The organism is Enterobacter sp. Ap-867 (assembly GCF_011752855.1).
Taxonomy (GTDB): domain Bacteria; phylum Pseudomonadota; class Gammaproteobacteria; order Enterobacterales; family Enterobacteriaceae; genus Cedecea.
Genome location: NZ_VWWS01000001.1, coordinates 1,296,628 through 1,309,819 on the forward strand (window position 1 = coordinate 1,296,628; position 13,192 = coordinate 1,309,819).

The 13,192-nt window shown below is 54.7% G+C and carries 14 protein-coding genes; 7 read left to right on the top strand and 7 right to left on the bottom strand.

Annotation, left to right across the window (positions count from 1 at the left end; translation table 11 throughout):
- Positions 1–188: 188 nt before the first annotated feature.
- Positions 189–695: an RrF2 family transcriptional regulator gene (locus tag F3J26_RS06105; RefSeq protein ID WP_008458799.1), complete on the bottom strand. Its 507-nt coding sequence runs from the start codon at positions 693–695 to the stop codon at positions 189–191.
- Positions 696–867: 172 nt separating this feature from the next.
- On the opposite strand from F3J26_RS06105, the gene F3J26_RS06110 reads away from it, so the two are divergent.
- The 3 genes from F3J26_RS06110 (at position 868) to F3J26_RS06120 (ending at position 3,916) form a co-directional block, all read left to right on the top strand.
- Positions 868–2,070 (top strand): NAD(P)/FAD-dependent oxidoreductase, encoded by a 1,203-nt coding sequence (locus tag F3J26_RS06110; RefSeq protein ID WP_166992322.1) that lies wholly within the window; start codon positions 868–870, stop codon positions 2,068–2,070.
- Positions 2,071–2,109: 39 nt separating this feature from the next.
- The gene (yqfB, locus tag F3J26_RS06115) at positions 2,110–2,421 is read left to right on the top strand and encodes a N(4)-acetylcytidine aminohydrolase (protein ID WP_166992325.1); all 312 of its coding nucleotides are present in this window, start codon (positions 2,110–2,112) and stop codon (positions 2,419–2,421) included.
- A gap of 106 nt (positions 2,422–2,527) precedes the next feature.
- Positions 2,528–3,916, top strand: a complete 1,389-nt coding sequence (locus F3J26_RS06120) for a hypothetical protein (RefSeq protein ID WP_166992327.1) — start codon at positions 2,528–2,530, stop codon at positions 3,914–3,916.
- 50 nt (positions 3,917–3,966) lie between these two features.
- On the opposite strand, the gene F3J26_RS06125 is transcribed toward F3J26_RS06120, so the two are convergent.
- Positions 3,967–4,188, bottom strand: coding sequence for an HP1242/YdcH family protein (locus tag F3J26_RS06125; protein ID WP_008458803.1), 222 nt, complete (start codon positions 4,186–4,188; stop codon positions 3,967–3,969).
- 261 nt (positions 4,189–4,449) lie between these two features.
- Here F3J26_RS06125 and F3J26_RS06130 point away from each other — a divergent pair, with 261 nt between their 5' ends.
- A complete protein-coding gene (locus tag F3J26_RS06130) occupies positions 4,450–5,214 on the top strand; it encodes a siderophore-interacting protein (protein ID WP_166992330.1) in 765 nt (254 codons plus the stop codon).
- An 11-nt stretch (positions 5,215–5,225) separates the two neighbouring features.
- Positions 5,226–5,801, top strand: a complete 576-nt coding sequence (locus F3J26_RS06135) for a PadR family transcriptional regulator (protein WP_008458805.1) — start codon at positions 5,226–5,228, stop codon at positions 5,799–5,801.
- A 74-nt stretch (positions 5,802–5,875) separates the two neighbouring features.
- Here F3J26_RS06135 and yidZ read toward each other — a convergent pair whose 3' ends face one another.
- The 3 genes from yidZ to F3J26_RS06150 form a co-directional block, all read right to left on the bottom strand.
- Positions 5,876–6,856, bottom strand: a complete 981-nt coding sequence (gene yidZ, locus F3J26_RS06140) for an HTH-type transcriptional regulator YidZ (protein WP_166992333.1) — start codon at positions 6,854–6,856, stop codon at positions 5,876–5,878.
- Positions 6,825–8,009, bottom strand: a complete 1,185-nt coding sequence (locus F3J26_RS06145; RefSeq protein WP_166992336.1) for an MdtL family multidrug efflux MFS transporter — start codon at positions 8,007–8,009, stop codon at positions 6,825–6,827. The genes yidZ and F3J26_RS06145 overlap by 32 nt, the downstream gene beginning before the upstream one ends.
- 204 nt (positions 8,010–8,213) lie before the next feature.
- A complete protein-coding gene (locus tag F3J26_RS06150) occupies positions 8,214–8,726 on the bottom strand; it encodes an SRPBCC family protein (protein WP_166992339.1) in 513 nt (170 codons plus the stop codon).
- A gap of 114 nt (positions 8,727–8,840) precedes the next feature.
- Between F3J26_RS06150 and F3J26_RS06155 the strand changes: the two genes are divergently transcribed.
- On the top strand, positions 8,841–9,740 hold the full coding sequence (locus F3J26_RS06155; RefSeq protein ID WP_166992342.1) for a LysR substrate-binding domain-containing protein: 900 nt from the start codon (positions 8,841–8,843) through the stop codon (positions 9,738–9,740).
- Here the strand turns inward: F3J26_RS06155 and F3J26_RS06160 are convergent.
- The gene (locus tag F3J26_RS06160) at positions 9,717–10,172 is read right to left on the bottom strand and encodes a GNAT family N-acetyltransferase (protein WP_166992345.1); all 456 of its coding nucleotides are present in this window, start codon (positions 10,170–10,172) and stop codon (positions 9,717–9,719) included. The genes F3J26_RS06155 and F3J26_RS06160 overlap by 24 nt on opposite strands.
- Positions 10,173–10,219: 47 nt before the next feature.
- Positions 10,220–12,367, bottom strand: a complete 2,148-nt coding sequence (gene pqqU, locus F3J26_RS06165) for a TonB-dependent receptor PqqU (RefSeq protein ID WP_166992348.1) — start codon at positions 12,365–12,367, stop codon at positions 10,220–10,222.
- A 227-nt stretch (positions 12,368–12,594) separates the two neighbouring features.
- On the opposite strand from pqqU, the gene F3J26_RS06170 reads away from it, so the two are divergent.
- On the top strand, positions 12,595–13,155 hold the full coding sequence (locus F3J26_RS06170; protein WP_166992351.1) for a fasciclin domain-containing protein: 561 nt from the start codon (positions 12,595–12,597) through the stop codon (positions 13,153–13,155).
- Positions 13,156–13,192 lie beyond the last annotated feature (37 nt).

Genomic DNA, 13,192 nt, shown 5'->3' on the forward strand with positions numbered 1-13,192 from the left:
TGGTTTAGATCGGAAAGTAATATAATGTGCTGTTCTGGCGGTAGGGAAGGAAAGCCGTTCGGATGTCCGGAATGGGGGATGGCTAAACGAGCCGTCTTTTGCCGGTTTAAGCCTGTTTTTTAAACAAAAAAGCCAGCGGCTTATGCGCTGGCTGGCTTTGAATCTGCGAAATTGTACTAAGCGAAAGGCTAATTGCTCCGCCGGTCGCGGATCCAGTCCTGGACTTCGATAACAAATTCATCCGGTGCCTTGCGGTACATGCGGCGGGCCAGATCCAGTACGGTATGCTGGGCTAGCGCTTCTTCCATACGCTGCTGGGCAATGTTCATTACCGCGCGCACGCCGCAAATCCCTTCGCAGGCCCATTCGGGCGGCGTTGCTTCAAAGACGGCCAGTCGCTGTCGAATCTCTTTGCAGTCGAAAATACTTTTCTCACCGTCGATGGCTGCCACAATGTCCAGCACGCTGATTTGGTCCGGCGGGCGAGAAAGGATAAACCCCCCGCCTTTACCTTCGCTGCTGATGACGAGCCCCGCCCTGGAAAGTTTGGTGAAAATTTTACCGAGGTAGTCGTAGGGCACGCCCTGCAGTTCGGCGATTTCGCGCACGTTCATTTCGCGGCCTTCGCCTTTGCCATCCACCATGCATATCAGGCTATGAATGCCGTACTCCACGCCCGAACTGTAAAACGCCATGCTGCCTCCGACTCATTTAATCCAGGTAATGTAGGGATTTTACTCACGCGATGCAATCTGTAACCCCGAAAACAGAGGATTAAAAATAAACTCCGAAAGATCTTGTCGTAGTTAACTGCGACAAGTATAGTCGCAGTCGTTGGCCACTGAGGGCCTTTACCGGAGTAGAACCATGCAACAGAAGATCCTGATCCTTGGCGCCGGCTTTGCCGGTATGTGGGCGGCCCTGAGCGCGGCCAGACTGGTGGCGATGCATAACCGTGACGACATTGAGATCGCCGTGCTGGCTCCCCAGCCTGAGCTGCGCGTTCGCCCACGTTTTTACGAAACCGAGGTGGCTTCGCTGGTCGCTCCTCTTCAGCCGCTGTTCGACGTTACCGGCGTGACCTTTGTGAAAGGCGAGGCGCAGCGTATCGACAGCGTCAATCAGTGCGTCTGGTACCGTGACGAACAGGGCAACAGCACACCGCGACAGTACGATCGGCTTGTTCTGGCTACCGGCAGCAACCTCAAGCGCGACCTGATCGACGGCGCGGCAGAGCATGCTTTCGACCTCGACCAGCTCGAGAGCGCCCTGCGCCTGGAGCAGCACATTTCAGACTTAGCGCAGCAGCCGGAAAGCGAAGCCCGCAACACGGTCATTGTCTGTGGCGGCGGCTTTACAGGCATTGAAATGGCGACCGAACTGCCGGGCAGATTGCGCGCGGTACTGGGCAAAGAAACAAATGCTCGCGTTATTGTGGTGGAACGGGGCGATAAAATCGGCGGTCGCTACAGCCGCGAACTGCGGGATGTGATTGCTACCGCCAGCGAAGAGCTGGGCGTGGAGTGGCGACTGAATACCGACGTCCGCGAAATTGATGCGAACGGCATTGTACTGGCCGACGGCGAACGCATCGCCTCCAGCACGGTAATTCTGACCGCAGGCGTGCAGGCCAGCCCGCTAACCGCGCAGATTAATGCCCCACGTGATAAGCAAGGCCGTCTGCACGTGGATGCTTTTTTGCGGGTGGAAGGGCAGCCAGCTATTTTTGCGACGGGGGATGTGGCGCGTGCCGAGACGGATGAACAGGGCAACCTCGCGCTAATGACCTGCCAGCACGCCATCATGCTAGGCCGCTTTGTGGGCTATAACGTGGCGGCAAGTCTGCTGGACGTCGCGCCACTGCCGTACCGCCAGATTAACTATGTCACCTGTCTCGATCTCGGCGGCTGGGGCGCGGTGTTTACCGAAGGCTGGGAGCAAAAAGTGACGCACGTGCGCGAGGAAGCGAAGAAAATTAAGTTGTCGATTACTCAGGAACTCATTTACCCGCCGGTGGCAGACAGAAAAATCGCCTTTGAAACGGCGGATCCGTTAGCGCCGTTCGTCTAAGGGATTTATCATGCTGCCGAATGTTTATCAGGAGGTAGCATGGCTAACGATATCACTTTTTTCCGCCGCTTTGAGCACGACATTATCGCCGGGCTAAAAACGATTACGCTGCGCGACAGCAGCGAATCTCATTTTCAGCCCGGCCAGCGTTTGCGCGTGGGCCGCTACGAAGATGACGTCTATTTCTGTACGATCGACGTGATCGGCGTGACGCCGGTGCTGCTTGATGATTTGGACGAGGAACACGCCCGCCAGGAGAACATGACGCTGGCAGAGCTTAAACAGGTGATTGGTGAAATCTATCCGGGATTGAATGCGTTGTACGAGATTTCGTTCCGGCTGGTGAGCTAATCCTTCGCCCGAGATTAGCATGATGGAAGGGGGGTAATCGTGCGTTTGCTTGTATTGGTGGCTGGTAGTATCAGCGATACTTCTTGCGCGAATACAACAAGACATTATGCAAAATCACTTTTTAAAACAGCTCCAGCATTTTCTGAGGGACATAGAAAACGCTGAGCAGGCGGCTCAGGTTCCTCAGAGGCTCGCCGATTATCTTTTCTCAAACCAGGCATGCCTGGATGAAAGCAATATTACGCTCGATTTGATTAATGCCCTGAGTGACTGGCTGGAAGGTAAACAGCAAAACCTGAATCAACTCTACCTGTCACTCTATCTTTTCTGGCTGAGCGCGCTGGCGCGCAACGGTATCGATATTTTTTATTTTGGCGAGCTGAACAAGCTGCAAATGCTCGGATCGCGCTTCAGAGATTCGGCCATCAATAACCTCTATTACCTCAGTTATGAAGAGACAAATCAGCAGGAAATCACCGCTTTTCATAACAAAATTGCCGCCAGCACGGCCCCTTTTATTCTCTACGATCCGCAGGGATTAAAGCTGGCCTTTGCGGTTGAACATCCTCAGGCCATAGGCTGCATTTCGTTGTACGATTTGCTGATTGATAATTTCATTCCCTTAAGCACAACAGCTACTCAGTACACGCATTTGCTGGCGCAGCAATATACCGCGCTGGCTAATCCAAACGTCAGAACAGTCATTATAGGTAACTCCTACAGTTTTTATGGCTTCCCTGACGCGCTGTTTGAACACAGCATAAATCTTTCTACCCACAGCCTGGGGCTGAAGCAGGCCCAGCAATTAACGGCGCATATTATTGAACGTTATCCGCACGTGCAAAACTTTGTGTATTGCCTGGGCTTCTTTGATCTGTACAGCGACCTGTTAAAAACAAAAGATGACTTTAACCAGCAAATCATCCACGCCTGGAGCCAGCTCAATAGCCATTACAGGATAAAGCCGGAAGAAGGGATAACCGCCGACGGCATGCAGGCGTTTAGCCGGCTGGTGATGCCGACGCCGGTGCAAGGGCAAGCGATAAATGGACTCGAGGATAATAATGCCAGGACGCAAATTTGTGAGTCCGCACGCCTTGTTTTTGCCCGCAGCGACTCACTCCCTGCCATGCAGCAGAAAGAGGAAGCCCAAAAGCGGGGGATCTCTCACTCGAAATCAGTGAAGCACCAGACAACGCTTGCAGAGAATAAACCCCGCGTGGCTGAGATGAGCGTTCAGTTGGCGACAAAAGGCAAAAAGGTTATCTGGCTAACGCCGTCTTTCCCGTCAGACTACGTGGACAATCTTGATGCTGAGATGAAACAGACGCATCGTCAATATTTTGCAGACCTTGAAGGGGCGCATTCGCGTTTTATCGATCTCTCAGAACATCCCGCTTTTGCACGCGAAGATTTCCGCGACGGCGATCACCTGAACTATTTGGGGGCTGGGAAAATGATTGGCATACTGCGGGCGCTGGGTGTGGCGCTGTAACCTCTGGAGACAACAAGGGAAGGGCAAACCCTTCCCCGGTTTCAATGCTATCAGGCCGGCTGGCTGGCCTGTTTCAACATCTGATAAAGCTCTTGTTTTACCCTCAGTTTTTCTTTCTTCATCTGCACAACTTCATCGTTGTATCCCGTCCCTTGCGGCCCCTCCTTGCGCAAAATCTCGCTATCAAGACGGTTGTGTTTGTTAAACAGGCTGAGAAAGCGGGGGTTTTCGGACTTCAGGTGGGTAATCAAATCACGGTACTCAGGAAACATGTCAGGCCTCCCTGGTCAGTAGGTTGGTGAGTGGATTAACAACTGGCTGATGCCAACTTCAGTTTAGAACCGAATTTGCGATAAGGGAAAGTACAAAAAAGCATCGTTTTGTCAATTTGCGATCCCGGCAGCACCTTGCCGGAATGGATGTCATTCTCATTGTTTAAACCTGGTGATAACGCCGCAAAATGATAAAGACAGCCGCTGTGTCGTGCTCTAAGATATGTCTATGATATATCTTACATACCTAAAAGGTACGCTATGACAACGCAAAATAACGCTAAAAAAGTGCCGGTTCGGGTTCGTAACGAACTGAAGTTTCGTGAATTAACGGTTAAAACGAAAACGCTGATTGCCAATACGTTTTACCGTCTGGTCTTCACCAGCCCGCAGCTGGCGGATTTCTCTTCCCAGGGATTTGACGACCACATCAAAGTCTTCTTCCCGGCTGAAAATGGCGAATTCACTCCGCCGCAGGTCACCAGCGAGGGCATTGTCTGGGGAGAGGGGGCTCGCCCACAGTCGCGTGACTATACGCCGCTGGATTTCAATGCCGAACGCGGTGAATTAACCCTGGATTTCTATTTGCACGACGGCGGCGTAGCCAGCAGCTGGGCGAAAGATGCGCAGCCGGGTGACAAGCTGTTCATCGGTGGCCCACGGGGCTCTCTGGTCACCCCAACGGATTATCACTGGCAGCTGTACGTGACCGATGAAAGCGGGCTGCCTGCAGTGCGCCGCCGTCTGCAGTCGCTGAGTCAGGATGTTCAGGTCGAAGTCCTGGTTAACTGCCACCATTCCGACAGCCTGGGCTATCTGAACGAATTCCCTGCGGTAAATGTGCGGGCGTTAACTCACGCGGAGATCGCCGGGTACCTGAAGCAGATTGAGATCCCTGCCGACGACTATTACATCTGGATTGTTGGCGAAGGCAAAGAGGCTAAAGCGCTGGGAGATTACCTGCTGGAAGTCCGCGCCCTGGACGCCGACCTGGTACGCGCCGTCGCCTACTGGCATGACAAATAAGGTCCCAAACTATGCGTATTCATCATCTGAGACAGCACAAATGCGAGCGCCACGAACAGCATCGCGGCAGGGGCGGTCATGGCCGCCATGAGCAAAGCCACCCGGAGGGACGCGCTCGCCATCGCCGCGAACGTCTGTTTGACGCCAACGATATCCGCCTGCTGATCCTGCATCTGCTGGCAAATGGCCCGGCCCACGGCTACGAACTGATCAAATCCATCGAAGGGATGGCGAAAGGGGAATATGTGCCGAGCCCCGGTATTATTTACCCGAACCTGACGCTGATGGAGGAGATGGGCTTTATTACGGTGGGCGAAGGGCAAAGCGGGAAAAAATCCTTCACGCTGACGGCGGAAGGACAAACCTCGCTTGAAGAGCAGCAGCTCGAACTGGAAGCGGTGACCACTCGACTCGCTACCCTTGGCGTTCTCGGCGACAACCGCCGTTTGCCCGAAGTGCAGCGGGCTATTCATAATTTTAAAACGGCGCTGCACGCCAAACTGGGCAGCGCCGAGCTGTCGAAAGAGACGCTGTATAAGATTATCGACACGCTGGATCAGGCGGCAAAAGACATCGAACGCAGCTAGAGCCTGCCCTGGCGCGGGGGAAGAAACATTCACTCGCGCCGGGATTCTATCGGCCTTGCTTAGCTGGAAAACGTTTAGACATTGGCTGTTTTACCGGCGATAACGAGATCGGCATAAAGTGCCTTAATCGCCTGCCTGAGCCAGATAATTTTCGGGTTATGGCGGTTACGTTTGTGCCAGATCATCATATAGGGTGCCCGGAATTTTTGCAGAAGCCCGGCATCAAACGGCAGGGGACGGGAGACCAGCGGCAGGTGGTGAAGCTGGCCGTAATGCCGGCAGTAGCCCGGAGCGGTCGTCAGCAGAGAGTGCCCGGGCTGAGCGGCCATAAACAGAGACTGCTCGAATCCCGGCAGGCTCAACGCAATATCCCGCTTGCGCCCCATTTCTCTCAGGATATCATCCAGCGCCCAGGTATCGCTTTGTTCCCAATAAATGCTGATATGGGGATAGCGCAAAAAAGTGTCCAGGTTCCACTCTTCCTGGAGAGCCGGATGATCTTCCCTCAGCCAGACACAGGGAGAGTCATAAAAGAGCACTTCACAGTCGATAGACAACGGCAGACTCAGCTGTCCTTGAGAACGCGGATAGCTCTCACGACCGGTGAAACCAACATCCACACTTCCACTCGTAATGGCGTCCAGCGCGTCGTAATCCCAGTGATGCAGCCTGATAGTCGCCTGAGGATAGCGCTGATAAATTTGCTGCGACAGGGCATTGAACATGATCATCATCAGCGGTAATTCAACCACAAGCTCAAACTTCAGTCCGCTCGGCGTCTCATGGTGAGCGTTATCCAGCAGCTGATGGCTCATCTGCATCCAGTCCGCCAGTTCCTGCGCCATGCTTACCATCAGTGGCGTAGGGACGAGTCCCTGAGGAGTATTGACAAATAATGAATCATCAAACCACGCCCGCAGTTTTGCCAGCGATTTGCTGATCGCCGAAGGCGTGACGCTCAGCCGTTTTGCCGTGCGGGTGACGCTGCGCTCCTGCATCAGCAACTGCAGGCAGAGCAGCAAATTAAGATCGAGGCTGTTGATTGTTTTCTTCATACTCAACTACGGCTCTGGGAGAGGCGACAAGGAAAATCAGTAAAAGGCTGACAATGCTACAGCCAATCAGAATTCCGATCAGCATATTCAGCGCATCGATACGCAAAATGGCGGCCAGCCATATCCACAACGATGAACCACACACCTGTGCCACTCCGAGCGTTGAGCTGGCTACTCCTGCCCGAAGTGAAAATGGCCCCAGCGCCTGGCTCATGGCCACGCCAAATCCGACGGAGAAACCTGCGCACACAAGCGTGAGTCCGACCAGCGTGAGCAAGTTTGAATCGGCCATGCTCAGGAGCACACCCGCCGCCAGAAACAGCGTCTGAGACGTTATCATCATTGTGCGGGGCTGAAATATGCTCAGGGCAAACGGAGTAGAGAATGAAACGCTCATGCTGACGACGGCCGTTAACGCCATTGTGGTGGCGTATTCCCCGCGAGCTAAACCCAGCCCCTCCATCAATAACACGGGGGAGGTATTAACGAAGGTGAGGATGACCGTTACGCTAAGGGTTGTTATGGCCAGCCGACTGAGGAAGAAACGGTTAATCAACGACTCGGCTTTCGGCAAAGAAACCAATGAGCTGGCACCGTTGGCTGCTGGCCTCGTCTCTTTCAGTACCAGCAGGGAAAGCAGCAATACCGCGAGCCCCATTCCGGTCAGGGTATAGAACAAACTTTGCCACGGGAAAATAAGCATAATCAGATGCCCCAGCACCGGCGCCATCACCGGCACGATGCAGGTGATTCCGTTCATTAACGAGAGCACTTTGGTTCTGCGTCGCTCATCCAGGGCATCCCGCAGAATTGCAAAAGCGACCACGTAGCAGGCTCCCGCCCCGATCCCCTGACCCAGCCGGCCCGCCAGAAACAGCGTGCTGTGCTGCGCCGAGGCGCATATCAGGGAGGCGGCAATAAAAATTACCGAACCGAATATTGCCACCGGCTTACGCCCCGAGCGGTCCGCCACGCGGCCGGCAAAAAGCATGGAACAGGCCATTCCGGCAAGATAAACGGAGAAGGCAATATGCAGCTGCGCCTCGCTGGCGTTAAGATCGGCCGCAATGCGCGGTAAACCGACCAGATACATATCAATGCCCGCAGGGTAGAGCAAAATCAGGGCAAAACTGCAGATTAGAAAGCGTGTCATGGCGTCCTCAGTGTAATAGCGACGCTCAGCATAAGGGGAGAATCCTGCAGATACGAATTGCCATCTGGACAACACTCTTTTCCTGTGAGGAAATTAGCACGCGATACGGTCGGGGAGAGCGCTGGCCGATGAGGAACAGCGCTACATGGTGGGTATTTTATAACGCTGGCAGACGGCACTGACGGCGGGGCAAAAACCTTAACGCTATTTCTTCTGGCTCAGCGCATAATTTGCCAGGCCGCAAATCCACTCCTGATGTGCGTTTAGCATAGGGTTAGGCAACGTCCTCGCCAGGTCACGCGCGGGCTGCCCGTTTTGCGTTTCCTGAGTCAAGATACGTACCCGGCCAGACGAGAGATTCTCAATCAGCCAGGCGTGATGCACGACCAGCTCTGGGGACGCTTCGCTGCCAACCCAGCCGTGCCAGGCGAGACGGCCTGGGATTTCCCCCTGCGGGGCGACAAACTCCACCACTTCGGCTTCAACCGGGAAACTAAAGGTCGTAAAGCGGAAGCGCGACCCTGCCGTTAACGTCGGCCCGCTGGCATCATGAAACACAATATCGGACACGTTGCTGTAATAGCGTTCCCAGGCCGAGGTTTGCGTCAGCCAGCGCCAGACTTCGCTGGCGTCCAGCCCGATCATAATGATTTCGTTAGAAGCGAAGTTGTCGCTAAAACCGGGGATAAAGCCCTGCGGCCAATGAATTGAATGCATGTTGGATTCCTCACGTTTCGTTGCTGTGAGGCGAGAATATCGACACGCTGGATATAAAACCAATCGTCAAATTTAATCTCAGATATAATGTAATTTTATATCTGGAGGCAAGCGATGCGCGATTTACGCAGTCTGGATCTTAACTTACTGAAAACCTTCGATGCTTTGCTGCAGGAGCGCAGCGTAACTCGCGCCGCCTCGCGCCTGTCTCTGACGCAGCCTGCCGTCAGCGGGATGTTGACGCGGCTGCGCGAAAGCTTCGACGATCCGCTGTTTATCCGCAGCCAGCGGGGCATCGTGCCAACGGAGCGAGCGTTACAGCTCGAGCAGCAAGTGAAACGCATCCTGCACGAAGTTGAACTGCTGCTGCGCCCGGCTGAGTTCGATCCTAAAACGTCTACGCTGACGTTTACCCTCGCGGCCACGGACTATGCGCTGCAGGCCATCGTGCTGCCTTTTATTAATGCACTCCGGCGTGAAGCGCCGAATATGCGCGTCTCGGTGCGCCCGCCGGTTGACGGCCAGCTTCAGCCGATGCTGGAAAGCGGCGAGCTGGACCTTTCCATCATGACGACTTTTTCGCTGTCGGCTGACCTCCACGTTCATACGCTGTATGAGGAGCATTACGTTTGTGCGATGGGGCAGCAGCATAGCCTGGCCCGGCAGAGGGCGATCACCCTGGATCAGTTTTGCGCCTGCGATCATGCGCTGGTGTCGTGGAGCGGTGGGGAGTTTAGCGGCGTGACCGACAGCGCTTTGCAAAAAATAAAGCGTTCGAGGCGGGTTAGCCTGTCGGTGCAGAGCTTCTTATTTTTAACCGAGATTTTAAAAACCAGCGATCTGATAGCCGTGGTACCCGCGAGGCTTATTGCCGGACAAGCGAGTATCGTCAGCCATCAGCCGCCGCTGGCGATCCCTGGTTTTACCAAAGTCGCCGCCTGGCATGAGCGCACGCATCACGACAGCGCGCACCGATGGGTAAGGGAGTTGTTATTTCGCAGCTGCAGGGCGTGATTTTTCGAAGCGAATATCTTCCCCACCTTGCTCCCCCACAGCCAGCCAGCCGTGGCGCTGATAAAACGCAGCGGCGCGGCTGGCTGCCGCCGTTTCAAGCCAGATAGTGGGCTGCTGAGCAAAGAGAAACGCCTCGGCTTTTTCCAGCAGCAGTCTGCCGACGCCCTGGCCTTCAAACTGAGGCAGAACGAACATGGCAAACAGGCAGGCTTCTTCGGCAATCGCCATCGAGAAACCGGCCGGCTCACCCCCCACGTCTGCCAGCCAGATACACGGCGATTCGACAATAATATCGGCAATAGTCTGCGGTGTGATGCCCATTTCAGCCATTTCTTCGCGCGACAGATGATTCTCTTTGACGCTGGTGCGGATGGTGAAAATAGTCTCGATGTCCGCCAGGGTGGCATCCCGAAGGGTGAGATTAGGTGACATAAAATTCCTTTTTAATCTCCCCCGACAAAAGCCGGAGGGGAAAAAGCTTACTGGAAGCTGTAGCTGACGTTGACGCCCACACCATAGTTACGCCCTGGCGCTGGCTCGAAATAGCGGCCATTGCCTTCATTGACAATCACCGACCCAACGTAATCGCGGTCGAACAGATTATCAACTCGTCCCCAGATGTCCAGCAGCCAGTTTTGCCGCACGTGAAGCTTGTAGCCGGTATTCAATCCCACGGTGGTCCAGGTCGGGGCTTTGGCGCTATTCTGGTCATTCGCCTGGATATCGCTCATGTAGTGAACATCCGCGCCCGCATACCAGCCGTCTTCAGGCGCGTAGCCAAACGACGCGTAACCCATGTTGCGGGCGATGCCCGGCATTCGGTTACCGCGGCAGTCATTTGCCCCGCATACGTTGGTGCGGTAGGTCGCCTCCAGGTACGTCCAGGCCATTTTCAGTCGCCAGTCGGCGGCAAACTGCTGATCGAGGGAAAGTTCCAGCCCACGGCGGCGAGTTTCGCCGGCATTTTTATAGGTGGTACGCCCGCCGCCGCTTTGATCAACCACGATCTCATTATCGGTGTCGGTCTGGAACAGGGCGGCGGTAAACAGGCCATTGCCAACGCGGTTTTTGCTGCCTACTTCTACCGTTGTGCTGGTGGACGGCTGCAGAGCAAAGTTAAGCCCGGCCGCGCCGTTGTCGCGGTAAGAAAGCTCGTTGATGGTCGGCGTTTCAAACCCGCGGCCAGCGGACGTGTAAATATTCCAGCCGTCGGTGACGGCATATTTCAGCGAGGCCGCAGGCAGCCACTTGTGATAGCTGGCGCTGCCGCTGTCGTCGCCGTTTTTCCCGACGATGTAATAATCGTTGGAATCAAAATAGACCGAGCTGAAGCGCATGCCCGCATCCAGACTGAGTTTATCGGTAAGCTGCCACGTGGTTTGCAGGTACGGGTCGAGGTTCCACATCAGGTTGCGTTCGTTGCGGCGCAGATTGCCCTGTTCGCCGAGCACCGTCGCGCCATTGACCGTCACAAAGTTCTCGTAGCCTTTGCGCTTCTCGGTCATCGTCTCGTAGTCCAGCCCGGTGGTGAAGCTGACCGGCACGCTGCCGAGTTCGCCGTTGTGCGTCCAGCGGGTATCGATGCCCTGGTAATGCCTTGCCAGTTGGATCACGCCCCCCGGATGCGTTGGGTTTTTCTGCGCTGATTCAGGAATGGACTGAAACTGCGTAGTTTCGCGCACGCCCGCGTACATCATCACGCTCAGGTCATCGTGCTCGCTGAGCTGCCGGTCGTAGCGCAGGCCGCCCTGAGTTTGCTTCGTTGTTTTTCGCGTATTGTACTGATCGGCGCGGGGTGCCTGTGTTGGGTTATCGCGCCACTCCTGCTCGGTCAGGCCGCCGGGATCGTTGGCGTCAATATCCACGCTGTTGAACAGCAATGTCAGCTTGCTGACGTCATTCAGACGCACGCCGAGCTTTGCATTCCCAAGATTCTTCTGCGCGCTGCTGTGGTCACGGTAGCCGTGCGTGGTAAAGCGCGAGGCAGAAATTGCATAGTCCACATCCCCGGCCTGCGTGCCGTCGCCGGTGGAGCCGGTGGCTTTCACGCTGTTGCGCCAGCTGCCAAAGCTTCCGTAGTAACTACTGGCCTCAACGGTTGGCGGCTGTCGGCCTGTTTCCGTTTTGACATTAACCACACCGCCGGACGAGTTGCCGTAGAGCGCTGAGAACGGGCCGCGAAGCACTTCCACGCTGTCCACGCTGTTCAAATCGATATTGGACGTTTGCCCCTGGCCATCCGGCATGGTGGCCGGGATGCCGTCCACATACATGCGCACGCCGCGCACGCCGTACGTCGAGCGTGAACCAAAACCGCGCACGGAAAGCTGTAAATCCTGAGCATAGTTTTGGCGGTTTTGAATTTGCAGGCCCGGCACGCTGCCGAGGTTTTCCGACAGGTTTATCCGTGGGGCGGCCTGGCGCAAATCATCGCCATACACCACGCTGACCGCAGCTGGTGTATCGAGCTCAGAAACGGTTGTCGGTTTAGCGGTGACCAGCAGCGTAGATTCGTCTTTGGGCTGTGTGTCAGCGGCTTGTGTAAAACCGGGAGTGAAAGCCGGGATCAGGAGAAGGGAAAGGGCGGTTTTATGCGTGTGGAGCGTTTTTTTCTGGGGTTTCTTCATCGGGGAGTGTTTTACGGTATGCGCAATTGTCAGGATTGTGAACTGTATATGTTAGTTCCTGTGTGTAAGTTTTGAAAATTATTAGCGCACGTAACGTTAACAATAAGTTATGACTGATGAAATTAACGGCGAAATATTTTTAATTTTTTCTGCATCCAGCGGCGCCCCCTCAATCGTATATCAGACTGTGAGCAACTCTCTTGCTCCCTACAATTGAGGAATTGAACATGAACAAGTACTTTACCTCCGCCGTGTGCGCCTCCGTTTTTTTCAGTTCTCTATGCATTGCCGCGATGAATCACGACGCTGTTATGGTCGGCGGCGCGGCGATGTACCCGTCGAAAAATATCATTGAAAATGCGGTGAATTCTAAAGATCACACCACGCTGGTTGCGGCGGTGAAGGCCGCAGGTTTAGTGGATACGCTGGAGAGCAAAGGGCCGTTTACCGTCTTTGCCCCAACCGATGCCGCGTTTGCCAAACTGCCGGCGGGCACGGTCAGCAACCTGGTGAAACCAGAAAATAAAGCCACGTTGACCAGCATCCTGACGTACCACGTGGTGGCAGGGAAATACGACATGAAAGCGCTGGAGAAAAAAATCCAGCAGGGTGGCGGCAGCGCAGAATTAAAAACGGTGAACGGCCAGCCGCTGTGGATCATGAACAATGGCCCGCACAATATTCAGATTAAAGACGGGAAAGGCAACATCGCCAATATCAGCACCTATGACGTGAACCAGAAAAATGGCGTGATAGACGTGATTGATACCGTACTGATGCCGAAGTGAGTGTCTATACTCGATCCAGGCCCGTCGCCTGGTCGAG